The organism is Streptomyces sp. NPDC007983 (assembly GCF_042958345.1).
Classification (GTDB): domain Bacteria; phylum Actinomycetota; class Actinomycetes; order Streptomycetales; family Streptomycetaceae; genus Streptomyces.
This window is the reverse complement of sequence record NZ_JBIBJI010000009.1, coordinates 406513-429570: the sequence shown is the minus strand read 5'-3', so window position 1 is coordinate 429570 and position 23058 is coordinate 406513. Positions and strand designations below refer to the sequence as shown.

Genomic DNA, 23058 nt, shown 5'->3' with positions numbered 1-23058 from the left:
CGCGCCGTCGTCGCTACACGTCGCGCTTCTCCAGCAGGACGAACGCCCCGACGAAGGCCGCCGCGGTGATGCCACCCAGCACGCCCAGCTGCGACCAGCCGGAGCCCACCGAGTCATCGATCTGGAAGAGCGCGGCCAGCGCGAAGGGCGAGGAGTACTTCTGCATCTGCGTGCCCAGCTCCGCCAGGCTCGGCGACATCATCAGGAACGCCGGAAGGATCGACGGGAGCAGCACCACACCCAGCATCGTGGTGATCGCACCGGCCGAGTGCCGCAGCATGCTGCCGACGGCGAGCGAGAGCAGCCCGAGCAGGGAGACATACAGCCCGACGCCGAGGGTCGCGCCGATCAGCTGGTCGTTGTTCGGATCCATGACGCCCGGGCCGCTGTGCATCCCGGAGCTGATGAAGGCCACCAGGGCGAGCGAGAGGGTCGTGGTGACGAACGAGAGCGCGAAGAAGACCAGCGCCTTGGCGGTCAGCACGCGGGCGCGGGCCGGGGAGGCGGTGAAGGTGGTGCGGATCATGCCGGTGCCGTACTCGGAGGAGATCACCAGCACGCCGAGGGTGACGATGCACAGCTGGCCGAGCAGGGCGCCGAAGAACCCGGGGAGGGTGGTGGGGGCGCTGGTGTAGTCGCTGTCGTTGGTGCTCGCCGAGGTCAGGAACCCGATCCCGACCACCAGCGCGGCCATGACGCTCAGCGTCCAGATCGTCGAGCGCACGGACTTGATCTTGGTCCACTCGGAGGCGAGGGCGTTCCCGAGGTGGGTGCGCTGGATCGGGATCGGCGAGGTGTAGGTGCCCACGGCGGCGTACGGCTGCGCGGGCGCGCCGGGAGGCGGCGAGACGTACCCCGGCGGGATGTGCGGCGCCTGGTGCTGCGGTGCCTGCGGTTGCTGCTGTGCGTACGGCTGCTGCTGCGGTTGCTGCGGCGCCTGCGCGTACGGCTGCTGCTGCGGTGCCTGGGGCGGAGTCTGCGGCGGGACGGGCGCCTGGCCCTGCTGCTGGTACGGCGTCGTCATCGGGCGTCCTCGTTGTCGCGCTTGGTCAGGTCGGCGGTTGCGGAGGCGGGCGGCCGGGCCGGGGCGGCGGGCGGCTGGACCGGGGGAGCGGCCGGCGGCTGCGCGGGCGCGGCGGCGGGCGGTGCCGGTGCCGCACCCTGCGCCGGTGCCGCACCCTGCGCCGGTGCCGCACCCTGAGCGGGGGCGGCGCCCTGCGGCGGGGCGGGCGGCTCGGCGTACCCCGGCATCACGGTCCCGGGCGGGTACGGCCCGGGCGGCTGCCCCGGAACGCCCGGCGCACCCGGCGCGTAGCCGTACGCCCCGCCCTGCGGGCCGTACCCGGCGGGCGGCTGCTGCAGCCCGGCCCGCTGGTCGGCCGTCGAGCGGTAGTCCACGGCGCCCTGCGTCATCCGCATGTACGCCTCCTCCAGCGACGCCTGGTGCGGGGACAGCTCCCACAGCCGGACGTCCGCCGAGTGCGCCAGGTCGCTGATGCGCGGCAGCGGCAGCCCGGTCACCCGCAGGGCGCCGTCCTGCTCCGGCAGCACCTGGCCACCGGCCTCGCTCAGCGCGGCGGTCAGCTTCTCGCGCAGCTGCGGTTCGCCGTCGGGGGTGCGGACCCGGGCGAAGTCCGCCGAGTTGTACGAGATGAAGTCCTTGACGCTCATGTCCGCGAGCAGCTGCCCACGGCCGATCACGATCAGCTGGTCGGCGGTGAGCGCCATCTCGCTCATGAGGTGGCTGGAGACGAAGACCGTACGGCCCTCGGAGGCCAGCTGCTTCATGAGGTTGCGGACCCACAGGATGCCCTCGGGGTCCAGACCGTTGACCGGCTCGTCGAAGAGCAGCACCTGCGGGTCGCCGAGCAGCGCGGCCGCGATGCCGAGGCGCTGGCCCATGCCGAGCGAGAATCCCTTGGAGCGCTTGCGGGCGACGTTCTGCAGGCCGACCACGCCCAGCACCTCGTCGACCCGGCGGGCCGGGATGCCGGACAGCTGGGCGAGGCACAGCAGGTGCTGGCGGGCGCTGCGGCCGCCGTGCACGGCCTTGGCGTCGAGGAGCGCGCCGACCTGGCGCGGGGCGTTGGGCAGCTTGCGGAACGGGTAGCCGCCGACCGTGACGTGTCCCGCGGTGGGCTCGTCGAGTCCGAGGATCATGCGCATCGTGGTCGACTTGCCGGAGCCGTTCGGACCCAGGAAGCCGGTGACGGCGCCGGGCCGCACCTGGAACGACAGGTTGTACACGGCCGTCTTGTCGCCATAGCGTTTCGTCAGGCCGACTGCCTCGATCATGCTCCGCCCCTCGTGCGAATGGGTCGGGGCGCCTCGCCCCCGTGAGGCTTAGGAGCCTATCGGCCACCTGGCGGTTCCCATCACGGCAGGGTTGAGAGCGGATCGTGATCCTTTGGCCGGGCCCAGCCCTCGTCGTGGAACACCCGGGTGCCCGCCGTCCGCACCGCCGCGTCCGCGCCCGCCCGGCCGATCCAGGCGTCGGGATCGGGGCCGAGGAGGTCCCGCAGCCGCGCGGAGGAGGCGAGCAGCCGGGTCAGCAGCGCGCCCTGGTCGCCGCCGCCCGGCAGGGGCCGCCCGCCGTCGCCGGGCGCGGTGAGCACGCCGTGCGTGCTGACGTAGAGATACGCCGCGTCCAGCCGCTCCCCGGACGGCAGCACCATCGGGAAGTCCGCCCCGGGCAGCCGGACCCGCCGGTAGTTGGGCACCTCGGTGCGGTCCACGGCGGCCAGCTGCGCGTCGTCGAGCCAGCTGACGACGAGGGGCGTGCGGGCGCCCGGCTCGCCGTACGGGGCGGAGGCGACGTACCCGTACCGGGCGATGTGCGCCGAGCAGCCGACCGCGATCCCGTGCACCCGGACCGGCACCATGGGCACGGTGGCGGGGTGCCCGGGCCGGCTGAGCTTGTGGTGCAGCTGGGCGGGCGAGGCGTTGGACCCGACCGCGATGACGGGATGCCGGTGCCGGTACCGGGCCAGGAGCGCCGGGTCGAGGGGGCGCAGCTCGCCGCCGGTGAGCAGCGCCGGCGTGGTGACGGGCCGCCCGGGATAGCTGAGCGGTGCCTCGGCGGGCACGTCGCCGAAGCCGAGCGCGGCGAGGCTGAGGTCGTCCACGCTCCTGAGGCTACGCGAGCCACACCCTGGCGCGGCAAGCCGCCCGGACATGCGTGTGCCCCGCGCCGCGACTGTCGGCGGCACGGGGCACGAAGCGCTAAATCGTGACTGAGCGTCACCGGGTCTGCTGGGCCGGAACGCCGCGGGAGACGGCCTCCTCCTCGCCCGGGTTCCCGGCCGCGGCCACCGCCGCGCCGGTCAGCGTGGCCAGCATCTCGCGGACGTTGGTCAGCTGGGCGTTGATGCTGTCGCGGCGGTTGGTCAGCGCCGCCAGCTCGCGCTCGGACTCGCTGCGGATGCGGTCCGCCTTGGCGTTCGCGTCGGCCACGATGTCCTCGGCCTGGCGCTGCGCGGTCTCCACCGTCTGGCGGGCGCGGCGCTCGGCGTCGGTGCGCAGCTTCTCGGCCTCCAGGCGCAGCTGCTCGGCGCGGTGCTCGATCTCCGCGAGCCGCTTCTCGGCCTTGGCCTGACGGGAGGCCAGGTCGCGCTCGGACTGCTCCCGGCGCTTGGCCAGGTTGGTCTCGAAGTCGGCGGCGGCCTGCGCGGCCTTGGCGCGGGTCTCCTCGAAGAGGGAGTCCGCCTCCTCGCGCTTGGACTGGGCGTCCTTCTGCGCCTCCTGACGCAGCGTGGTGGCTTCGCCCTTCGCCTTCTCGACGATCCGCGCGCCCTCGTCCTCGGCCTTGGCCTTGCGGTCGGCGGCGAACGCCTCGGCGTCGTTGCGGACCTGCTGGGCGGAGGACTCGGCCAGCTCACGGTGCTGTTCGGCGGCCCGGCGGGCCTCCTCGCGCAGGTCCTTCGCCTCTTCCTCGGCGAGGCGGAGGATCTTCTCGACCCGGGCGCCGAGGCCCGCGTAGGACGGCTCCGCGTCATTGATCTGGGCCTGCGCGTTCTGCGTCTCGAGGTGCAGCTCCTCGATGCGCTTCTCGAGCGAGGTGATGCGGGACAGCGCGCTGTCGCGGTCGGCGATGAGCTTGGTAATGCGGTCGTCCACCTGACCGCGGTCGTACCCACGCCGCACGAGCTCGAAGCCGAAGGGGGAGGAAGTGTCGCTCATGGGGTTCCTGTCGAAAGAGACCGGTGAGGTGATAGAGCAAATCCTAGGGGGCCGAACGGCGTGTCATCGAGTCAACGTCCGTTTGATCTGGAGAATGTCCAGCCTTTTGAGTGGACGTAAGACGGAGACCTTGTCACTCGTCGGGATGATACGGACACGACACGCCGGGTGCAGCTAGCCGTCGGACCGTGTTCCCCTACCCATCGGACCGCTTTCCACTCGACCGCGTCGCTCCCGCTCCCGCCGCCGTCTTGACTCCGCCGTTGTCCTTGCCGCCCGCGCCGCCCGACGCGGGGGTCTCGAAAGACTCCAACGCCTCCAGGACGTCCTGGACACGGGTGATTTCGGCGTTGATGTCCTCGCGGCGGCGCTTGAGCAGCTCCAGCTCGCGCTTGCCCTCGTCGACGATCTCCTTCGCCTCCGCCGTCGCCTCGGACTTGGTGCGCTCGGCGTCCTTCTCGGCCTCGATCCGCTTCTGCTCGGCTTCCTTCAGCAGTCCTTCGGCCTTCTTCACGGCCTGGATCCGCACCCGGCTCGCCTCGGTCTCCGCCTCCGAGACCAGCGTCTTCGCCTTCTCCTCGGCCTTCATCAGCTGCGCGGTCGCCGCCGCGACGAGCTTGTCGACCCGCTCGCCGGTCGCCTTCATCTGCTCCGCCGACTCCCGGCGGGCCCGCTCGTGCAGCTCCTCCACCTCGGCCGCGGTCGTCGCCCGCAGCTCCTCGGCGCGCTCCCGGATGGCGGTGGCGTCGCCGCGTGCCTCGGCCAGCATGGTGTCGGAGTCCGTACGGGCCTTCTCCACCAGACCGTTGGCCTGCGCGGTGGCCTCCGAGACCAGCCGTTCGGCCTCCTGGCGGGCCGCGCCCACCATGACGTCCGCCTGCTCCTCGGCCGCGGCCGTCGCCTGCAGCGCGGACTCCTGGGCCTCGGCGGTGAGCCGCTCGGCCTCCGCCGCGGACTCGGTGACCAGCCGGTCCGCCTGCTCGGCCGCGTCGGAGCGGCGCTTGTTGGCGTCCTCGCGCGCCTGGTCCACCAGCCGGTCGGACTCGTTCTGTGCCTCGGTGCGGATGCGCTCCGCCTCGGCCGCCGCCTCCGCGGCGACCCGCTCGGACTCGGCGCGGGTGCGCGCCGCGTGCTGCTGCGCCGAGCTGACCGTCTCCGCGGCCTCGGTGCGCAGCCGCTCGGCCTCGGCGGTGGACTCCGCGAGCAGCCGGTCCGCCTCGTTCGACGCCTCGGTGACCAGCCGGTCGGCCTGGGCCGCCGCCTCTGCGCGGATGTTGTTGGCGTCGCTGCGGGCCTGCGCCCGGGTGCGCGCCGCGTCCTGCTCGGCGGTCGCCCGCGCGTCCGACGCCTCCGTACGCAGCGCTTGCGACCGTGCGGTGGCCTCGGCGACGATCCGCTGCGCCTCCTCCGTGGCGCCGCTGACCAGCGTGTCGGCCTGCTCGGCGGCCTCCGCGCGGGTCTTGTTGGCGCTCCTGCGGGCCTCGTCCAGCGTCTCGTCGGCCTCGGCGCGCAGCCGCTCGGCCTCGTGGTTCGCCTCGGCCAGCAGCCGGTCCGCCTGCTCCGCGGCCTCCGAGCGGCGCCGGTTGGCCTCGTCGCGGGAGTGCGCGCCCAGCTGCTCCGCCTCGGCGATCGCCTCCGCGACCGTACGCTCCGCGAGCGCCTTGGCGGCCTCCGACTCCTCGTGCGCGGCCCGCCGCACCCGTGAGGCGTCGACCGAGGCACGCTCCCGCTCCGCGTACGCGTCCGCGCGGACCCGGTCGGCCTCCTCCTGCGCGTCGTGCCGGGTGCGCTCCGCCGCGTGCTCGGCGGCCTGCCGCAGCCCGGTGATCTCCGATTCGGCCTGCTCGTGCAGCCCCGCGACGGAGTCCCGTACGGACTGCGCGTGCTGCTCGGCGGCCGACACCAGGTCCGCCGCGTGCCGTTCGGCCTCCTCGGCCAGCCGCTGCGCCTCGGCCTGCGCCTCGCTCACCCGGGTCCGGGCCGCCGCCAGCAGCTCCTCGCCCTGCTCGCGCGCCGCCGTACGCTCCCGCTGCGCCTCCTCGCGGGCGTCGCCCAGCAGCTCCTCGGCCTCGCGGCGGCGTCGCGCCGCCTCCTCCTGGGAGGCGGCCAGGACCTCGGCGGCCTCGGCGCCGATCCGCTCGGCGGCGCTCGCCGCCTCCGCCCGCACCCGGTCCGCGGTCTCCTGCGCCTCGCTCCGCAGCCGCTCGGCCTCCGCGGCGGCCTCGCTCCGCAGCCGCACCGCCACCGACTCACCCTCGGCGCGCGCGTTGGACGCGTCAGCGGCGGCCTCGTCGCGCAGCCGGTCGGCCTCCTCCTCGGCCTGCTGACGCAGGGCCTCCAGCCGCTCCGCGGACTCGGCGCGCTGCCGCTCGATGTCCTCGGTGGTCTCCCGGCGCAGCCGCTCGGCCTCGGTCCGCGCGTCGTTCAGCTCCTGCTCGGCGGAGCTGAACCGGGCTTCCGCCTCCTCGTGCCGCCGGGTCAGCTCGGCCTCGGCCTCGCTGCGCCGCGCCTCGGCCGCCTGCTCGGCCTCCTCGCGCAGCTCCTCGGCGGTCCGGGTCGCCTCCTCCTTGACCCGCTCGGCCTGCTCCTCGGCCGAGGTCACCAGCTCCTCGGCCTCGCCGCGGGCCCGCTTCAGCAGCTCATCCGCCTGCCGGCGCAGCGCGTTCGCCCGCTCGATGGCCTCGGTGCGGACCCGCTCGCTCTCGTGGGTCGCGCCCGAACGCGTCTCCTCCGCGTCCTGCTTGGCTTTGGTCAGCAGCTCCTCGGCGGTGCTGGCCGCCTCCTCGATCTGCTCGACCGCCTCGCGGCGGGCCTCGGCCCGGATCCGCTCGCCCTCGGCGATCGCCTCCGACCGCTGCTGCTCGGCCTCGCCGCGCAGCCGGCGGGCCTCCTCCTGCAGCTCGGCGGTCTTGGCGCGGTACTCCTTGGTGTCGTCCTTCGCCGCGCCCTTGAGCTGGTTGGCGGTGTCGTGCGCCTCCGAGCGCAGCCGGTCGGCCTCCGCCTCGGCCTCGCGCCGGATCCGCTCCGCCTCCTCGGCCGCCGCCTTGGTGGTGGCCTGCGCCTTCTCCGAGGCGCGGGACAGCACCTCCTCGGCGCTGCGCGCCGCCTTGGCCAGCTGCGCCGCCGAGTCCTCGGCGACCCGGGCCCGGGCGTCCTCACCGGCCTCGGAGACCAGCCGCTCGGCCTCGGCGCGGGCGTCGTCCCGCAGCTGCTCGGCCTCGGCGCGGATCGCCTCGGCCTCCTTGGTGGCCTCGCCGACCAGCCGGGCGACCTCCGCCTTGGCGGTGCGGGCGCGCTGCTCATTGTCCGATTCGGTGGCCGAAAGCCGCTTGGCCGCCGCGTCCTTCGCCTCGCCGAGCACCTTCTCGGCCTCGGCGCGCGCCGCGCGCAGCGCCGTCTCGGCCTCCAGCATCCGCGCCTCCGCGGCGCGGGTCTGCTCGGCGGCGTGCCGGCGGGCCTGGTCCGACTCCTGGGCGGTGGAGGTGCGCAGCTGCTCGGCGTGCTCGGTGGCCTCCTGGGCCTGCGCCCCCGCCTTGTTCAGCAGCCGCTCGGCCTCGGTGCGGGCCCGGCGCAGGATCGCCTCGGCCTCGGTACGGGCCGTTTCCGCCTCGGAGCCCAGCCGGTCCCTGGCCTGGTCGGCGAGGCGCTGGGCCTCGGCGCGGGCGGCGGCGAGCGCCTGCTCGGCCTCGGCCCGGGACTCCTCCAGCAGCCGGCGGGCCTGTGCCTCGGTACGGGCGCGCAGCTGCTCGGCCCAGGCGACGTTCTCGTTGACGTGCGACTCGACGGTGGCGCGGCGCTCGGCCAGCTCCTGGTCCAGGCGCTGACGGCGGGCCACCGCCTCGGCGTGCAGTTCGGCTTCGAGCCGGGCCTGCTGCTCGGCCTGCTCCTGGAGCAGCCGCTGGGTCTGGGCACGGGTCTGCCGCAGCTCGCGCTCGGCGTCGGCGCGCACCTGCTCCGCCTGGAGCTGGGCGTCGCGCAGCAACTGCTCTGCCTGGTAGCCGAGGTTGGCGCTGTCGTAGGCAGGACGGCTCGCCAGCGCGCGCCGCGCCTCGTGCAGCTTGGCGCGCAGCACCTCGACCTGGTAGCCGAGGTCGTCGGCGTGCTGGACGGCCTTCTCCCGCTCGTTCTTCAGCCGCTCCATCTCGGCCTCGAACTTCGAGAGGTGATCGTCAGGCTCGTAGCGGTCGTAGCCCCGCACTGCGCGGTCCCATCCGTCCCCTGGTCGCGTTGGCGGCCGGCTCCGTACCGCGCGGTTCCTGGCAGTCCCTTGCGGTCCCTCGCGGCCCCGACCCGGCGTGATGCGTGCCGGGCGGACCGGAGCTGGCCCTTCCGAAGAAATGGTGTCAGATCATCGGCTCAGCCCGGGCCGGACCCCGATCCCTTTCGATTCCCGTACCCCGGCCGAGCCTGCACTCTACCGGCCGGGGAAGGGGTAGGTCAGTGGTCCGCTTCAGTGGTCCGCTTCACCGGGTGCCGCCGCGGTCACGAGTTCGGTCAGCACCCCGTGGCAGTCCTTGGGGTGGAGGAAGGTGATGCGCGAGTCCATCGACCCACGTCGGGGCTGTTCGTACAGCACCCGGACCCCCTTGCCGCGGATGGCCTCGGAGTCGGCGTCGACGTCGGCGGTGCCGAACGCGATGTGATGGACGCCCTCACCGTTCTTCGCCAGCCACTTGCCGACCGCGGAGTCCTCCCGGGTCGGTTCCAGCAGCTGGAGGTACGAGGCCCCGCCGTCCGAGGTCTCGTTGATCTTGAGCATGGCCTCGCGGACCCCCTGCTCCTCGTTGACCTCGGTGTGGAACACCTCGAAGCCGTACGTGGCACGGTAGAACTCGACGGTCTTGTCCAGGTCGAAGCAGGCGATCCCGATGTGGTCGATTCTCGTCAGCATGGGCTTAGTGCACCGCTGCACAGCCGGTTACGCAACGTGCGCGCGATCACACCGATGGGGCGGTGACCGGGCGGGTACTCGTCAGTACATTGACGATAACCCTCGTTAACTTCCTTCTCCTCGTGGAGGAACGCACCATGACTCGTACGACCTCAGTGATTGTGGCGGGAGCCCGTACCCCCATGGGCCGCCTCCTCGGCAGCCTGCGCTCGTTCTCCGGTGCCGACCTGGGCGGCTTCGCGATCAAGGCCGCGCTGGAGCGGGCCGGAGTCACCGGCGACCAGGTGCAGTACGTGATCATGGGGCAGGTGCTGCAGGCCGGTGCCGGGCAGATCCCCGCACGTCAGGCGGCCGTCAAGGCCGGCATCCCGATGAGCGTGCCCGCCCTCACCGTCAACAAGGTGTGCCTGTCAGGACTGGACGCGATCGCGCTGGCCGACCAGCTGATCCGGGCCGGGGAGTTCGACATCGTGGTGGCCGGCGGCCAGGAGTCCATGACCAACGCGCCGCATCTGCTCCCGGGCTCCCGCGACGGCCACAAGTACGGCGCGATCCAGATGCTCGACGCCATGGCCCACGACGGCCTGACCGACGCCTTCGAGAACGTCGCCATGGGCGAGTCCACCGAAGCGCACAACACCCGACTCGGCATCGGCCGCCCCGAGCAGGACGAGGTCGCCGCCCGTTCCCACCAGCGCGCCGCCGCCGCCCAGAAGAACGGCCTGTTCGACGCCGAGATCACCCCGGTCGAGATCCCGCAGCGCAAGGGCGACCCGGTCGTCTTCGCCAAGGACGAGGGCATCCGCGGCGAGACCACCGTGGAGTCCCTGGCCAAGCTGCGCCCGGCCTTCGCGGGCGACGGGAACGGGACGATCACGGCCGGGTCGTCCTCGCAGATCTCGGACGGGGCGGCCGCCGTCGTCGTCATGAGCCGGGCCAAGGCCGAGGAGCTGGGCCTGGAGTGGATCGCCGAGATCGGCGCCCACGGCAATGTGGCCGGGCCCGACAACTCGCTGCAGTCCCAGCCGTCCAACGCGATCGCGCACGCGCTGGGCAAGGAGGGGCTGACGGTCGAGGATCTTGACCTGATCGAGATCAACGAGGCGTTCGCCGCGGTCGCCGTGCAGTCGATGAAGGACCTGGGCCTTTCCCCCGAAAAGGTGAACGTGAACGGTGGCGCGATCGCCCTCGGCCACCCCATCGGCATGTCCGGCGCCCGCATCGTGCTGCACCTGGCGCTGGAGCTGCGGCGGCGCGGCGGCGGCGTCGGGGCGGCGGCGCTGTGCGGCGGGGGCGGCCAGGGCGACGCGCTGATCGTCCGCGTCCCGGGGGCATAACCGGCCCGTGCGGTTCTTCCGTACGAGTGATTCCGTCCGTACGAGTGATGAGGAGCGCGGCACTCATGGCTGACGCTGATGTGCCCACGCTGGTGGAGCAGGCCCGGCAGGGGCGGCCGCGCGCGGTCGCCCGGCTCATCTCGCTGATCGAGGGCGACTCCCCCCGGCTGCGCGAGGTCATGGCCGCGCTGGCGCCGCTGGCGCAGGGCGCGTACGTGGTCGGGGTGACCGGTTCGCCGGGGGTCGGCAAGTCCACGTCGACCTCCGCGCTCGTCTCGGCGTACCGGCGGGCGGGCAAGCGGGTCGGGGTGCTCGCGGTCGACCCCTCCTCGCCGTTCTCGGGCGGCGCGCTCCTCGGTGACCGGATCCGGATGTCCGAGCACGCCTCGGACCCCGGCGTCTACATCCGCTCCATGGCCACCCGCGGCCATCTGGGCGGCCTGGCCTGGGCCGCCCCGCAGGCCATCCGGGTGCTGGACGTGGCCGGATGCGAGGTGGTCATCGTGGAGACGGTCGGCGTCGGCCAGTCCGAGGTGGAGATCGCCGCCCAGGCCGACACGACCATGGTGCTGCTCGCCCCGGGCATGGGCGACGGCATCCAGGCGGCCAAGGCCGGAATCCTGGAGATCGGCGATGTGTACGTGGTCAACAAGGCCGACCGGGAGGGCGCCGACGCCACCGCCCGCGAGCTGAACCACATGCTGGGCCTCGGCGAGGCCCGGGCGGCGGGGGACTGGCGGCCGCCGATCGTGAAGACGGTGGCGGCGCGCGCCGAGGGCACCGACGAGGTCGTCCAGGCCCTGGAGAAGCACCGGGCGTGGATGGAGGAGCACGGGGTGCTGGCCGAGCGCCGGATGCGGCGGGCGGCGGGCGAGGTCGAGACCATCGCGGTGACCGCGCTGCGGGCCCGGATCGGCGATCTGCACGGCGACCGCCGCCTGGGCGTGCTGGCGGAGCGGGTCGTCGCGGGCGAACTGGACCCGTACGCGGCGGCGGACGAGCTGGTGGCGGGGGTCACCGAGGGTTCGTAGCGGAGCCGGCGTCCCGGAGCCCACCTGAAGGGATCTTCAGGTGGGCTCTGCGACGCTGGGCCCCATGCGTTTGCTGATCGTGGAGGACGAGCGGCGGCTCGCCCTGTCGCTGGCCAAGGGGCTGCGGGCCGAGGGGTTCGCGGTGGATGTGGTGCACGACGGACGGGAAGGGCTGCACCGGGCCCAGGAGGGCACGTACGACCTGATCGTCCTCGACATCATGCTTCCGGGGCTGAACGGCTACCGCGTCTGCGGCGCCCTCCGGGCGGCCGGGAGCGAGGTGCCGATCCTGATGCTCACGGCGAAGGACGGCGAGTACGACGAGGCGGAGGGGCTGGACACCGGTGCCGACGACTACCTGACCAAGCCGTTCTCGTACGTCGTGCTCGTCGCCCGGGTGCGGGCGCTGCTGCGCCGGCGCGGCGCCGGGGCCTCGCCCGTGGTGCGGGTGGGGGCGCTCGCGGTGGACCGGGGCGCGCGCCGGGTGGAGCGGGACGGGGACGAGGTGGCGCTGACCGCCAAGGAGTTCTCGGTGCTGGAGCACCTGGCCGCGAACGGCGGGGACGTCGTCTCCAAGGCGGACATCCTGGAGCACGTCTGGGACTTCGCGTACGACGGCGACCCCAACATCGTCGAGGTGTACGTGAGCGCGCTGCGCCGCAAGCTGGGGCCCGGGTTCATCGAGACCGTGCGGGGAGCGGGGTACCGGCTCCGTGCGTAGGGCGTTCGGTTCGGTACGGGCGCGGGCCGCGCTCGGCGCGACCGTGGTGGTGGCCGTGGCGCTGGTGGCCGCGGGGCTCGCGGTGCTCCAGGTGCTGCGCGGCAACCTGGCGGACCAGGCCGGGCTGCACGCCCAGGTGGAGGCGCGCGGGGTGGCCTCGAAGATAGCCGCCGGGACCGGTTACCGCGCCCTGGACCTGGGCGACGACACCCCGGTGCAGGTGGTGGACGACAAGCGCCGGGTGCGGGCGGTCAGCGAGGACCTGGAGGCCGTGACGGGGGCGGGGAGCCCGTCGGTGCGTCCGGTGTCCGTGCCGCCGGACAGCGAGCGCGAGGAGGGCGAGGTCGACGGGGACGTGCGGTACGCCGACGGTTCGGCCCGGATCGACGGCAAGACCGCCGACTACCGCTGGGCGGCCGTGGAGGCCACCGACCCGCACGGCGGGGACGTCACCGTCTACGCGGGCGCGCCGCTGGCCACCCAGCGCGACGCGGTCGGCACGGTGGGGCGGGCGATGCTGATCGGGCTGCCGCTGCTGCTGCTCGTGGTGGCCGCCGTGACCTGGCTGGTGACGCGGCGCGCGCTGCGGCCGGTGGAGGGGATCCGGCGGGAGATGGCCGCGATCACGGCGAGCACGGATCTGTCCCGGCGGGTGCCCGAGCCCGGCTCGCACGACGAGGTGGCGCGGCTGGCCCGGACGACCAACGAGACGCTGACCGCGCTGGAGGCGTCGGTGGAGCGGCAGCGGGCGTTCGTGGCCGACGCCTCGCACGAGCTGCGCTCCCCGGTGGCCTCGCTCCGTACCCAGCTGGAGGTGGGCGTGGCCCACCCCGACCTGCTGGACCTGCCGGGCGCGGTCGAGGACGTGGTGCGGCTCCAGCGGCTGGCGGCAGATCTGCTGCTGCTGGCCCGGCTGGACGCGGGGGAGCGCCCCCGGCCGGACAGCGGGGTGCGGCTGGACGCGGTGGTGCGGCAGACGGTGGAGCAGCGGACCGGGGACCGGGTGCCGGTGCGCACCGACCTGGCGGAGGTGGCCGCCACGGGCTCGCGCGGGCAGCTCACCCAGGTGCTGGGCAACCTGGTCGACAACGCGCAGCGGCACGCGCGCGGCGAGGTGCGCGTGTCGGTGCGGGCGGACGGCGCCGAGGGCGTGGTCGCGGTCGCCGACGACGGCGCCGGGGTGCCGGAGGCCGAACGGGAGCGGATCTTCGAGCGGTTCGTACGGCTCGACGACGCCCGCAGCCGCGACGACGGCGGGGCCGGGCTCGGCCTCGCCATCGCGCGGGACGTGGTGCTGCGGCACGGCGGCACGCTGACCGTCGGAGAGGCGCCGGGCGGCGGCGCCCTGTTCGAGGTGCGGCTGCCGCTGAGGCTCTAGACCCGGCCGCGCTCGGCGCGCAGATGGTCGGCTACGGGCACCAGCGACCCGTACAGCGACTCCAGGTCCGCCGGGGCGAGCAGGTCGATGAAGTGCTTGCGCACCGATTCGACATGATGGGGCGCGACCTTGCGCATGGTGTCCCAGCCGTGCTCGGTGAGGACGGCGTACAGCCCGCGCCGGTCGGATTCGCAGTTCTCGCGGCGGACCAGCCCGGCGTTCTCCATCCGGGTGATCTGGTGGGAGAGACGGCTCTTGGACTGCAGGGTGGCGGAGGCGAGGTCGCTCATCCGCATCCGGTGCTCTTCCGACTCCGAGAGGTTGACCAGGATCTCGTAGTCGTTCATGGTCAGGCCGAACGGCTGCAGGTCCCGTTCGAGCTGGTAGGTCAGCAGCCGGCTGACGTCCAGGTGGGTGCGCCAGGCGCGCTGTTCCTCGTCGCTGAGCCAGCGCGTGCCGTTCTCGGTCTCCATGGGATGTATTCTACCTATAGAAGTTGAATTCCGAACCAATGGATGTATCGGGCTAGAGGTCACCTGTTCGACGTTACACTCCGCACCTTCGTGCTCACGAACCGGTACCCCCTGTCTCGCCGACGGCTATCTCCGCCATCAGCTCCTCCGTGGACTGGAGCAACACGGTCCCGGCGCCCACGAACTCGAACTGGTGCTCCTCACCCGATGTGCCCCCGAGTCCGGTGTGCGCCCGGATGCCGCCCATGACCCCGCGCAGATACTCGTGGTCGTAGTGGTGGTTGGGCGTGGGGCAGTCCGCCCAGCCGACCAGCGCCTGCGGATCGACCCGGATCGGCGGCTCCATGAAGACCACGGGCCCGTTGGACGCCGCCACGAACTTCCCCGTCCCGATGAGCGTCAGGAAGCCCGGCACGATCGACTGCTTCAGCGCCAGCGACGGCTGGAAGGCGAGCAGATTGCCCGACCGGATGGTGAGGTTCCCCTCGTCCAGGTCATAGGAGTTGACGTCGAAGGCGCGATCCGCGAGCACCATCTTGCCCTTGCCCTCGGCCACCACCCACTCGGCGGCGTGCAGGGGCGAGTGGAAGCTGCCCGCGACGAGCCGGTCGAGCCGGCCGAGCCCGATCCCCTGGAAGCCGATCTGCCCGTAGTAGGCGACCATCTTCCCCTTCTGCAGGAACCACTGCCCGTCCAGCTCCACGCTGAAGGCGTACGGATTGACGTTGTCGTCGGCGGGCAGCGTGTACGCGTCGTGGATGACGGGGCCGTTCACCTGGGTCCTCCGAGGATGTCCCGGCTGTCGGGCCGGGGAGGGATCGGACTCTCGCGGAGCGGGGCAAGGCGAGGCAAATCGCTGTCAGGATGGCTCAGGGGCCATCCTGCGCAGTGCCGGGACGAGTCATACAGGCTGAAGACTCTCAACTGTCGTACCTCCCGGTTAGATTGTGGTCGTGGCGGCGGAAGCGAAGACCAGCGAGGGCACCGGGCATGCCCGGTGGACCTACCGCCTTCGCGTGTCCGCGGGCGCCCGCGTGGCGCTTGAGGCGGAGTGGGACCGGTGCCGGTGGGTGTGGAACGAGTGTGTTGCCCGCTCGAAGAAGGCCCACAGGGGCGGGGAGAAGTGCGGACCGGCCGCGCTCGACAGGATGCTGACCGAGGCCCGCCGCGTCACTCCCTGGCTCCGGGAGGGCTCCTCGGTTCCTCAGCAGCAGCTCATCCGTGACTTCGGCGCATCCCGCGCGAAGGCGCTGAAGGACATCGAGGACCGGCTCCCCGTGAAACGGCGGGCTGGGATGCCCCGCTGGAAGAAGAAGCGGGACTCCGGTCCGACGCTGAACTACACCCGGCGCGGCTTCCGGTTGAAAGACGGGCGCCTGCACCTGGCGGGCGGCATTGCGCTGACGGTGGTGTGGTCGCGAGAGCTTCCGGCCGATCCGTCGAGCGTGCGCGTCTTTCAGGACAGCGTTGGCCACTGGCATGCGTCGTTTGTCGTCCCCGCCCAGGTCGAACCGCTTCCCAGGACCGGCCTGGCGCTGGGTGTGGACTGGGGTGTGCGCGAGACCGCCACCACCACGTCCGACGCCCACGACCTTCCCCACCCCGGGCACGGCCAAAAGGCCATGGCCAAGCTGGGCCGGTACCAGCGGATGATGGCCCGCCGTCGCCCGCCGAAGGGCAAGCCGCAGTCGCACGGCTACCGCGCCGCCAAGCGGCAGGCGGCGAAGCTGCACAAGAAGATCGCCCGGCAGCGGCAGGACACCGCACGAAAATGGGCCAAGAAGGTGGTCCGTGACCATGACGTGGTCGCGGTGGAGGACTTCCGCCCGAAGTTCCTGGCCAGAACGTCGATGGCGCGTAAGGCGGCCGATGCCGCCATCGGCGCCACGAAGGCCGCCCTGATCGAGATGGGCCGCGAGCACCAGCGGGACATCCGGCTGGTGCACCCTGCGCACACCACCATGGACTGTGCGCGGTGCGGAGCGAGAACCAAGCACGCACTACCTCTTTCCGAACGTACCTACACCTGTACCGCGTGCGGAGCCATGTCCCCCAGGGACAAGAACTCCGCCCGCGTGATGCTCGTCCGGGCTGGTCTGAACCCGGCTGGTGTCGAGGGCGTAAGACCTCCCGGACCGCAGGTCCGGAAGGCGGCCTGAGCCAGAAATCTCCCGCCCTCGGACGGGAGAGCGGTCAAAGCTTCTCCTCGGATGCCTGGACGTAGACCGTGCCGGTGCCGGACAGCTCCAGCTGGAAGGCCTCCCCCGAGCCGCGGCCCACCATGTCGCGCCAGCCGAGGGCCGTCGAGAGCTTATTGCGAACATCACCCCGGTGGGCTACATAGGCTTGCGGATCGACATGGACCGGACGGCCCGGCTGGATCGGCAGCTCGATCACCCCGCCGTGCGCCATCACCGCCGCCGACCCCCGTCCCTCCAAGGTGGTGGTGAACAGCCCCTGGCCGGTCACCTGGCCGCGCACCAGGCCCATCACCCCGCCCTGCGACCCCATGAACATCGTGCCCTGGCGCAGCGAGCCGTCGAACGCCAGCAGCCGGTCCGACTCCACGTACAGCGTGTCGCCGACCAGGTCGATCACGTGCACATGGTGGCCGCCGTGGCCGAACATCACGGTGCCCTGGCCCTCTATGGTCATCAGCGGCGTCGCCTCGTTGGCCACCCGCCGCCCGATCATGCCCATCACGCCGTGCCGACCGCCGGTGATGCTGGGCGTGAACCGCACCTGGCCGCGGTACGCCAGCATCGCGCCGCGCTGGCTGAACAGCGTCTGCCCGGGCATCACCTGGGCCTCCACCATGCGGGAGGTGAGCGTGGTGAACGGCATCAGACCTCGCCCCCGATCGTGTTGCGCTCGCTCGGCTGCACGTACACCAGTCCCTCGCCCTCGAAGCGGATCTGGAAGGCCTCGCCCCCGCTCTCGCCTATCAGCGCGCGGAAGTTCACGCCCGCCTGGAAGTGCTGCCGCAGGTCGCCGGTGTGCGCCACGTACGCGCCCGGGTCGACCTGGAGCGGGGTCTGCGGGGTGACGCGCAGCACGATCGCCATGCCGTCCGAGATGATCGCCGCCTGGCCGGTGCCCTCCACGGTCGTGGTGAACAGCCCGTTCCCCTGCGCGGAGCCGCGCAGCCCGGTGAAGGAGGTGCCGGTGCGCAGGGCCGCGTCCGTGCACAGCAGGTTCCCGGACTCCACGTACAGCTTCTCGCCGTGCAGCGACACCAGGTTGATCTCGCTCGCCCGGTCGGCGAAGTAGCACGTGCCGTGCCCCTTCACCTCCATGACCTCCATCTGCTCGCCGGTGAGCCGCCGCGTCACCATGCCGCGCAGCCCCTCACCGCCGCCCGTCCTCTTCTTGAAGGTCATGTCCCCCTCGTACGCGACCATCGCGCCGTTCTTCGCCTTCACGGAGTCGCCGGTCAGGTCGACGGCGAGCACCCTGGATCCCTGGAGCCGAAAGTGAGCCACGGAGCCGACCGTATCGGTCCCGCCACCCTGGAGAAACGATCGCGGGCGAGGCTGCGACAATAGGGAGCGCTTGTGCATGTCTTCACAAGCGCTTGTTCCGATCTGTTGTCCGTGTCTCCTCATGCGAAGGTGCTCTCGTGGACCTCAAGACCGCCACCGCGCTGCGCCGGCTCCGCCTGGTCTCCGCGCCCGAGGCCGTGTCCTTCCTGCTGCTGCTCGTCTGCTCGGTGCTCAAGCGCACCACGGACTTCAACGCGGTGCCGGTGATGGGCATGGTGCACGGCGTTCTCTTCATCCTCTACGTGGTCTTCTGGGCCGACGCCTGGAACCGCACCAAGTGGGGCTGGAAGACCGCCGCGCTCTACTTCGTCCTCTCCGTCCTGCCCACCGGCGGCTTCTTCGCCGAGCGCAAGCTCAAGCGCGAGGCCGAGGCCGGTGTGATCGCGGCCCGGGCCCGCCGTGAGGGCGTGGTCAACGTATGATCGTCGCCTTTTCGGTGACCCCGCTGGGCGTCGGCGAGGACGTGGGGGAGTACGTCGCGGACGCGGTGCGGGTGGTGCGGGAGTCGGGCCTGCCGAACCGCACGGACGCGATGTTCACCTCGATCGAGGGCGAGTGGGACGAGGTCATGGCCGTGGTCAAGCGCGCCGTGGCGGCGGTGGAGGCGCGCGCCCCGCGCGTCTCCGTCGTCCTGAAGGCCGACATCCGCCAGGGCGTGACGGACGGCCTCACCTCGAAGGTGGACACGGTGGAGCGCCACCTCTCGGCGTAGCACCGGCCCTCTGGAGCCGGGCCGCCCGTGCGGGCAGGCTGAGGGCATGACGACAACTTCAGGGTCCGGGGCGGCGGACCCGGGCGCGTTACGCCCCGCCGCCGTACCCGGACCGGCGCCGCGCACCGGCTACGGCGCCGTCTTCGCCTTCCCGGAGTTCCGCAACGTCTTCGCCGCGCACCTCATCTCCATGCTGGGCGAGATGGCCGGCGGGATCGCGCTGTCCGTCCTCGTCTACCGGCTCACCGGATCGCCCCTCCTCAGCGCCCTCACCTTCGCGACCGCGCTGCTGCCGTACGTGATCGGCGGCACCCTGCTGTCCTCCGTCGCCGACCGCTACCCGGCCCGCCGGGTCCTCGTCGTGTGCGATCTGGTGCACGCGGGCTGCGTGGCCGCCATGACGGTGCCCGGGATGCCGGTGGCCGTGCTGCTCGCGCTGCGCTGCGTGCCCGCGGCGATCTCCCCCGTGTTCAGCGGCACCCGGGCGGCCACGCTCGGCGACATCGTCGGCGAGGGAGATCTGTTCGTCCTGGGCCGCTCGGTCATCCGGATCACCGCGCAGAGCGCCCAGCTGGCCGGGTTCGCGGCGGGCGGGCTGCTGCTGGCCGCCGTGTCGCCGCGCACCGTCCTCGCGCTCACAGCCGCGGCGCTGTGCTGCTCGGCGCTGCTGCTCCGGTTCGGCACCCGCCACCGCCCCGCGCGCCGGGTGGCGGGTGGAGAGGGCGGGGCGCTGCTCGGGGAGTCGCTGCGCGGCGTCCGGCAGCTGTTCGCCGACCGCCGGGTCCGGGCGCTGCTGCTGCTGTCCTGGGTTCCGTCGATGTTCGTCGTGATGCCGGAGGCGCTGCTGACGCCGTACGCGGACGCCCAGGGCCTCGGCCCGGCCGGGCTGGGGCTGCTGATGTGCGGGATGCCGGTCGGCGCGGTGGTGAGCGAGGTGCTGGCGGGGACCCTGCTGGGGCCGCGCGGGCGGGCCCGGCTGACGCTGCCGGTGGGCGCGCTCGCGGCGCTGCCCGCCGTCGGGTACGCGTGGGATCCCTCGTTCGGCTGGGCGCTGACCCTCCAGGTGGTGACGGGCTTCGGGATCGCGTACAGCCTCGGCCTCGACCAGTGGTTCCTGGCGGCGGTGCCGGAGGAGCTGCGCGGCCGGGCGATGACCGTGCTGACGGCCGGGCTGATGACCGCGCAGGGCCTGGGGATGGCGGTGTCGGGGGCGGTCGCGGAGTTCGTGCCGGTGCATGCCGTGGCGGCGCTGGCGGGCGGCGTCGGCGCGCTGTGCTCGCTCCTGGCGGCGCTGGAGGTGCGGCGTACGGTACGCGGGAGCGGGCAGGGCCCCGGTTCGAGGGGTGAGACCGGGCTGACCGCGATATGACCGGCCGGTAGGGTCGGTACCGTGCCGAAGCCGCTCAGCCTTCCGTTCGACCCCATCGCCCGCGCCGACGAGCGCTGGAAGCAGCGATGGGGGTCCGTGCCGTCGATGGCCGCGATCACCTCGATCATGCGGGCCCAGCAGATCCTGCTCGGCCAGGTCGACGCGGTGGTCAAGCCCTACGGGCTGACCTTCGCGCGCTATGAGGCGCTGGTGCTGCTCACCTTCTCCAAATCCGGTGAGCTGCCCATGTCCAAGATCGGCGAGCGGCTGATGGTGCACCCGACCTCGGTCACCAACACGGTGGACCGCCTGGTCAAGTCGGGTCTGGTCGCCAAGCGCCCCAATCCGGCCGACGGCCGCGGCACGCTGGCCACCATCACCGACCAGGGCCGCGAGGTGGTCGAGTCGGCCACCCGCGATCTGATGGCGATGGACTTCGGGCTCGGGGTGTACGACGCGGAGGAGTGCGGGGAGATCTTCCGGATGCTGCGCCCGCTGCGGATCGCCGCGGAGGACTTCGAGGAGCCCGGGGAAGAGGGCGCGTAACCGTCCGGGGGCGGCGAAGATCGCCCCGGAACGGGCGGTTACGCTCAACCGCATGAAACGAAGCGTCCTGACCCGCTACCGGACCATGGCCTACATCACCGGTGTGCTGCTGATCCTGCTGACGCTCGGCGTGGTCGCCAAGTATCTGCTGGACGTGGACGGCGCGGCCGGGTTCACCAGCGTCGTCGGCATCGCGCACGGCTGGCTGTACGTCCTCTACCTGGTCTTCGCCTTCGACATGGGCTCCAAGGCGAAGTGGCCGTTCGGCAAGCTGGCCTGGGTGCTGCTCGCGGGCACCATCCCGACCGCGGCGTTCTTCGTCGAGCGCAAGGTCTCCCGCGAGCTGGAGCCGCTCGTCAGCGGCGCCGAGCCGCAGACCGCGAAGGCCTGAACCGCTCTGACCTGCTGCAACGGGCCGATCGCTCACCCGGTCGGCCCGTCCGCTGCCGTCAGCCATCGACAATTACTTGGACGTCCTAGTAAATTTGACACATGGACGCCGAAGGCATTGAGGCAGGCCGCCGTCGCTGGCAGGCCCGGTACGACGCGGCGCGCAAGCGCGACGCGGACTTCACGACCCTGTCCGGGGATCCGGTCGAGCCGGTCTACGGCCCGGCGCCGGGTGACACGGTCGAGGGATTCGAGCGCATCGGCTGGCCCGGGGAGTTTCCGTACACCCGGGGCCTCTACGCCACCGGCTACCGCGGCCGCGCCTGGACCATCCGCCAGTTCGCGGGCTTCGGCAACGCCGAGCAGACCAACGAGCGCTACAAGATGATCCTCAAGGCGGGCGGCGGCGGGCTGTCGGTCGCCTTCGACATGCCGACGCTCATGGGCCGCGACTCCGACGATCCGCGCTCGCTCGGCGAGGTCGGCCACTGCGGCGTCGCCATCGACTCCGCGGCCGACATGGAGGTCCTGTTCAAGGACATCCCGCTCGGTGACGTCACCACCTCGATGACGATCAGCGGCCCGGCCGTCCCCGTCTTCTGCATGTACCTGGTCGCCGCCGAGCGCCAGGGCGTGGACCCCGCGGTGCTCAACGGCACGCTGCAGACCGACATCTTCAAGGAGTACATCGCGCAGAAGGAGTGGCTGTTCCCGCCCGAGCCCCATCTGCGGCTGATCGGCGACCTGATGGAGCACTGCGCCAGCGGCATCCCCGCCTACAAGCCGCTCTCGGTCTCCGGCTACCACATCCGCGAGGCGGGGGCGACGGCCGCGCAGGAGCTGGCGTACACCCTCGCCGACGGCTTCGGCTACGTCGAACTGGGCCTGTCCCGCGGGCTGGACGTCAACACCTTCGCGCCGGGCCTGTCCTTCTTCTTCGACGCCCACGTCGACTTCTTCGAGGAGATCGCCAAGTTCCGGGCGGCCCGCCGCATCTGGGCCCGCTGGATGCGCGACGTCTACGGGGCGACGTCCGAGAAGGCGCAGTGGCTGCGTTTCCACACCCAGACCGCCGGGGTCTCGCTCACTGCCCAGCAGCCGTACAACAACGTCGTACGGACCGCCGTGGAGGCGCTGTCCGCCGTGCTCGGCGGCACCAACTCGCTGCACACCAACGCCCTGGACGAGACCCTGGCGCTGCCCAGTGAGCAGGCCGCCGAGATCGCCCTGCGCACCCAGCAGGTGCTGATGGAGGAGACCGGCATCCTCAACGTGGCCGACCCGCTGGGCGGTTCCTGGTACGTCGAGGCGCTCACCGACCGGATCGAGGCCGACGCCGAGAAGATCTTCGAGCAGATCAAGGAGCGCGGCCGCCGGGCCGTCCCCGACGGGCAGCACCCCATCGGGCCGATCACCTCCGGCATCCTGCGCGGCATCGAGGACGGCTGGTTCACCGGTGAGATCGCCGAGTCCGCCTTCACCTACCAGCGGGCGCTGGAGAAGGGGGACAAGAAGGTCGTCGGCGTCAACTGCCACCACGGCTCGGTCACCGGCGACCTGGAGATCCTGCGGGTCAGCCACGAGGTCGAGCGCGAGCAGGTACGGGTCCTGGGGGCCCGTAAGGCCGGGCGGGACGAGGCCGGGGTCGCCGAGGGACTGAAGGCGCTGATGGCCGCCGCCCGGGACGGCTCCAACATGATCGAGCCGATGCTGGAGGCGGTGCGCGCCGAGGCCACGCTCGGCGAGATCTGTGACGCGCTGCGCGAGGAGTGGGGGGTCTACACCGAGCCCGCCGGGTTCTGACCGCCCTCGCCGCTTTCCGGTCCGCTCCCCGGTGGTGTGCCACCGGGGAGCGCCGCCGCGGTCAGTCCGTGCAGCAGCAGCGTCGAGAAACGCTGGGCCCACTCGGCGTCCACCGGCTCCGCGCTGACCAGCAGCCGGTGCACCACCGATCCCGCGATCACGTCGAATATCAGATCCGCGTTGCGGGCCGCCGTGCCCGGATCCTCCTCACGCGGCAGTTCGCCGCGCAGCTGCGCGCGCTCCCGGCCGATCAGCACCAGCCGCTTCTGCCGGTCGACGATCGCGGACCGGACCCGGGCGCCCAGCACTTCGTCGTGGGTGGCCTCGGCGATCACGGCCATCAGCGCCGTCTTGGTCTCGGGCAGCTCCAGCAGCTCGGCGAAGCGCACCACCACGTTCTCGATGTCCGCCCGCAGGCTGCCGCAGTCGGCCGACAGCAGATGCTCGTCGAAGACCGCCGCGACCGCGTCCACGACCAGCTCGTTCTTGCCCGCCCAGCGGCGGTAGAGGGTCGTCTTGGCGACTCCGGCGCGGGCCGCGACGTCGCCCATCGTGAGCTTTCCCCAGCCCAGCTCGACCAGGGCGGCGCGCGTCGCGCCGAGGATGGCACGGTCGGCCTCCACGCTGCGGGGGCGCCCTGTGCGCCGCTTGAGCGGGCTCATGGCGCACGACCCTACTCGCAGGTA

At 72.4% G+C, this 23058-nt stretch carries 22 protein-coding genes; 11 read left to right on the top strand and 11 right to left on the bottom strand.

Annotated features, from left to right (window positions below; all coding sequences use genetic code 11):
• Positions 1 to 13: 13 nt before the first annotated feature.
• The 6 genes from ACFZCY_RS28485 to mce form a co-directional block, all read right to left on the bottom strand.
• Positions 14 to 1024, bottom strand: a complete 1011-nt coding sequence (locus ACFZCY_RS28485) for an ABC transporter permease subunit (protein ID WP_391179246.1) — start codon at positions 1022 to 1024, stop codon at positions 14 to 16.
• Entirely contained in the window at positions 1021 to 2295 is a 1275-nt protein-coding gene (locus ACFZCY_RS28480) for an ATP-binding cassette domain-containing protein (RefSeq protein ID WP_391179243.1), read from the bottom strand. Before ACFZCY_RS28480 ends, ACFZCY_RS28485 begins: the two co-directional genes overlap by 4 nt.
• A gap of 80 nt (positions 2296 to 2375) precedes the next feature.
• Positions 2376 to 3125, bottom strand: a complete 750-nt coding sequence (locus ACFZCY_RS28475; protein ID WP_391179240.1) for a hypothetical protein — start codon at positions 3123 to 3125, stop codon at positions 2376 to 2378.
• Between the two features lie 115 nt (positions 3126 to 3240).
• Entirely contained in the window at positions 3241 to 4179 is a 939-nt protein-coding gene (locus ACFZCY_RS28470; protein WP_361476350.1) for a cellulose-binding protein, read from the bottom strand.
• Between the two features lie 196 nt (positions 4180 to 4375).
• Positions 4376 to 8377 carry a polarized growth protein Scy gene (gene scy, locus ACFZCY_RS28465; RefSeq protein WP_391179238.1) on the bottom strand — a complete coding sequence of 1334 codons (4002 nt, stop codon included), beginning with the start codon at positions 8375 to 8377 and terminating at the stop codon, positions 4376 to 4378.
• Positions 8378 to 8629: 252 nt separating this feature from the next.
• Complete coding sequence (mce, locus tag ACFZCY_RS28460; RefSeq protein WP_361476354.1) at positions 8630 to 9070, bottom strand: methylmalonyl-CoA epimerase; 441 nt, start codon at positions 9068 to 9070, stop codon at positions 8630 to 8632.
• A gap of 155 nt (positions 9071 to 9225) precedes the next feature.
• Here mce and ACFZCY_RS28455 point away from each other — a divergent pair, with 155 nt between their 5' ends.
• The 4 genes from ACFZCY_RS28455 (at position 9226) to ACFZCY_RS28440 (ending at position 13537) form a co-directional block, all read left to right on the top strand.
• Positions 9226 to 10407 carry an acetyl-CoA C-acyltransferase gene (locus tag ACFZCY_RS28455; protein ID WP_391179306.1) on the top strand — a complete coding sequence of 394 codons (1182 nt, stop codon included), beginning with the start codon at positions 9226 to 9228 and terminating at the stop codon, positions 10405 to 10407.
• 65 nt (positions 10408 to 10472) lie between these two features.
• The gene (gene meaB / locus ACFZCY_RS28450) at positions 10473 to 11438 is read left to right on the top strand and encodes a methylmalonyl Co-A mutase-associated GTPase MeaB (protein WP_361476356.1); all 966 of its coding nucleotides are present in this window, start codon (positions 10473 to 10475) and stop codon (positions 11436 to 11438) included.
• Between the two features lie 64 nt (positions 11439 to 11502).
• The gene (locus tag ACFZCY_RS28445; RefSeq protein ID WP_391179233.1) at positions 11503 to 12159 is read left to right on the top strand and encodes a response regulator; all 657 of its coding nucleotides are present in this window, start codon (positions 11503 to 11505) and stop codon (positions 12157 to 12159) included.
• Positions 12152 to 13537, top strand: a complete 1386-nt coding sequence (locus tag ACFZCY_RS28440) for an ATP-binding protein (RefSeq protein ID WP_391179231.1) — start codon at positions 12152 to 12154, stop codon at positions 13535 to 13537. The genes ACFZCY_RS28445 and ACFZCY_RS28440 overlap by 8 nt, the downstream gene beginning before the upstream one ends.
• On the opposite strand, the gene ACFZCY_RS28435 is transcribed toward ACFZCY_RS28440, so the two are convergent.
• A complete protein-coding gene (locus ACFZCY_RS28435; RefSeq protein WP_361476362.1) occupies positions 13534 to 14010 on the bottom strand; it encodes a MarR family transcriptional regulator in 477 nt (158 codons plus the stop codon). The genes ACFZCY_RS28440 and ACFZCY_RS28435 overlap by 4 nt on opposite strands.
• A 94-nt stretch (positions 14011 to 14104) precedes the next feature.
• On the bottom strand, positions 14105 to 14785 hold the full coding sequence (locus ACFZCY_RS28430) for an AIM24 family protein (RefSeq protein WP_361476364.1): 681 nt from the start codon (positions 14783 to 14785) through the stop codon (positions 14105 to 14107).
• 178 nt (positions 14786 to 14963) lie between these two features.
• On the opposite strand from ACFZCY_RS28430, the gene ACFZCY_RS28425 reads away from it, so the two are divergent.
• Entirely contained in the window at positions 14964 to 16169 is a 1206-nt protein-coding gene (locus tag ACFZCY_RS28425) for an RNA-guided endonuclease TnpB family protein (RefSeq protein WP_391179228.1), read from the top strand.
• A 34-nt stretch (positions 16170 to 16203) separates the two neighbouring features.
• On the opposite strand, the gene ACFZCY_RS28420 is transcribed toward ACFZCY_RS28425, so the two are convergent.
• Together ACFZCY_RS28420 and ACFZCY_RS28415 are read right to left on the bottom strand one after the other, a co-directional pair.
• Positions 16204 to 16854 (bottom strand): AIM24 family protein, encoded by a 651-nt coding sequence (locus ACFZCY_RS28420; protein ID WP_391179226.1) that lies wholly within the window; start codon positions 16852 to 16854, stop codon positions 16204 to 16206.
• Complete coding sequence (locus ACFZCY_RS28415; protein ID WP_391179224.1) at positions 16854 to 17492, bottom strand: AIM24 family protein; 639 nt, start codon at positions 17490 to 17492, stop codon at positions 16854 to 16856. Before ACFZCY_RS28415 ends, ACFZCY_RS28420 begins: the two co-directional genes overlap by 1 nt.
• 137 nt (positions 17493 to 17629) lie before the next feature.
• Here ACFZCY_RS28415 and ACFZCY_RS28410 point away from each other — a divergent pair, with 137 nt between their 5' ends.
• The 6 genes from ACFZCY_RS28410 (at position 17630) to ACFZCY_RS28385 (ending at position 22372) form a co-directional block, all read left to right on the top strand.
• Positions 17630 to 17974: a DUF3817 domain-containing protein gene (locus ACFZCY_RS28410; RefSeq protein ID WP_391179221.1), complete on the top strand. Its 345-nt coding sequence runs from the start codon at positions 17630 to 17632 to the stop codon at positions 17972 to 17974.
• Complete coding sequence (locus tag ACFZCY_RS28405; RefSeq protein WP_179936819.1) at positions 17971 to 18264, top strand: MTH1187 family thiamine-binding protein; 294 nt, start codon at positions 17971 to 17973, stop codon at positions 18262 to 18264. Before ACFZCY_RS28410 ends, ACFZCY_RS28405 begins: the two co-directional genes overlap by 4 nt.
• Positions 18265 to 18310: 46 nt before the next feature.
• A complete protein-coding gene (locus ACFZCY_RS28400) occupies positions 18311 to 19633 on the top strand; it encodes an MFS transporter (protein WP_391179217.1) in 1323 nt (440 codons plus the stop codon).
• Positions 19634 to 19654: 21 nt separating this feature from the next.
• Positions 19655 to 20179 (top strand): MarR family transcriptional regulator, encoded by a 525-nt coding sequence (locus ACFZCY_RS28395; protein WP_361476373.1) that lies wholly within the window; start codon positions 19655 to 19657, stop codon positions 20177 to 20179.
• 52 nt (positions 20180 to 20231) lie between these two features.
• Positions 20232 to 20570: a DUF3817 domain-containing protein gene (locus ACFZCY_RS28390; RefSeq protein WP_391179213.1), complete on the top strand. Its 339-nt coding sequence runs from the start codon at positions 20232 to 20234 to the stop codon at positions 20568 to 20570.
• A gap of 101 nt (positions 20571 to 20671) precedes the next feature.
• Entirely contained in the window at positions 20672 to 22372 is a 1701-nt protein-coding gene (locus ACFZCY_RS28385; protein ID WP_391179210.1) for a methylmalonyl-CoA mutase family protein, read from the top strand.
• On the opposite strand, the gene ACFZCY_RS28380 is transcribed toward ACFZCY_RS28385, so the two are convergent.
• Positions 22348 to 23034 carry a TetR/AcrR family transcriptional regulator C-terminal ligand-binding domain-containing protein gene (locus tag ACFZCY_RS28380; protein WP_391179208.1) on the bottom strand — a complete coding sequence of 229 codons (687 nt, stop codon included), beginning with the start codon at positions 23032 to 23034 and terminating at the stop codon, positions 22348 to 22350. The two genes, ACFZCY_RS28385 and ACFZCY_RS28380, sit on opposite strands and share 25 nt — an antisense overlap.
• Positions 23035 to 23058: the final 24 nt, after the last annotated feature.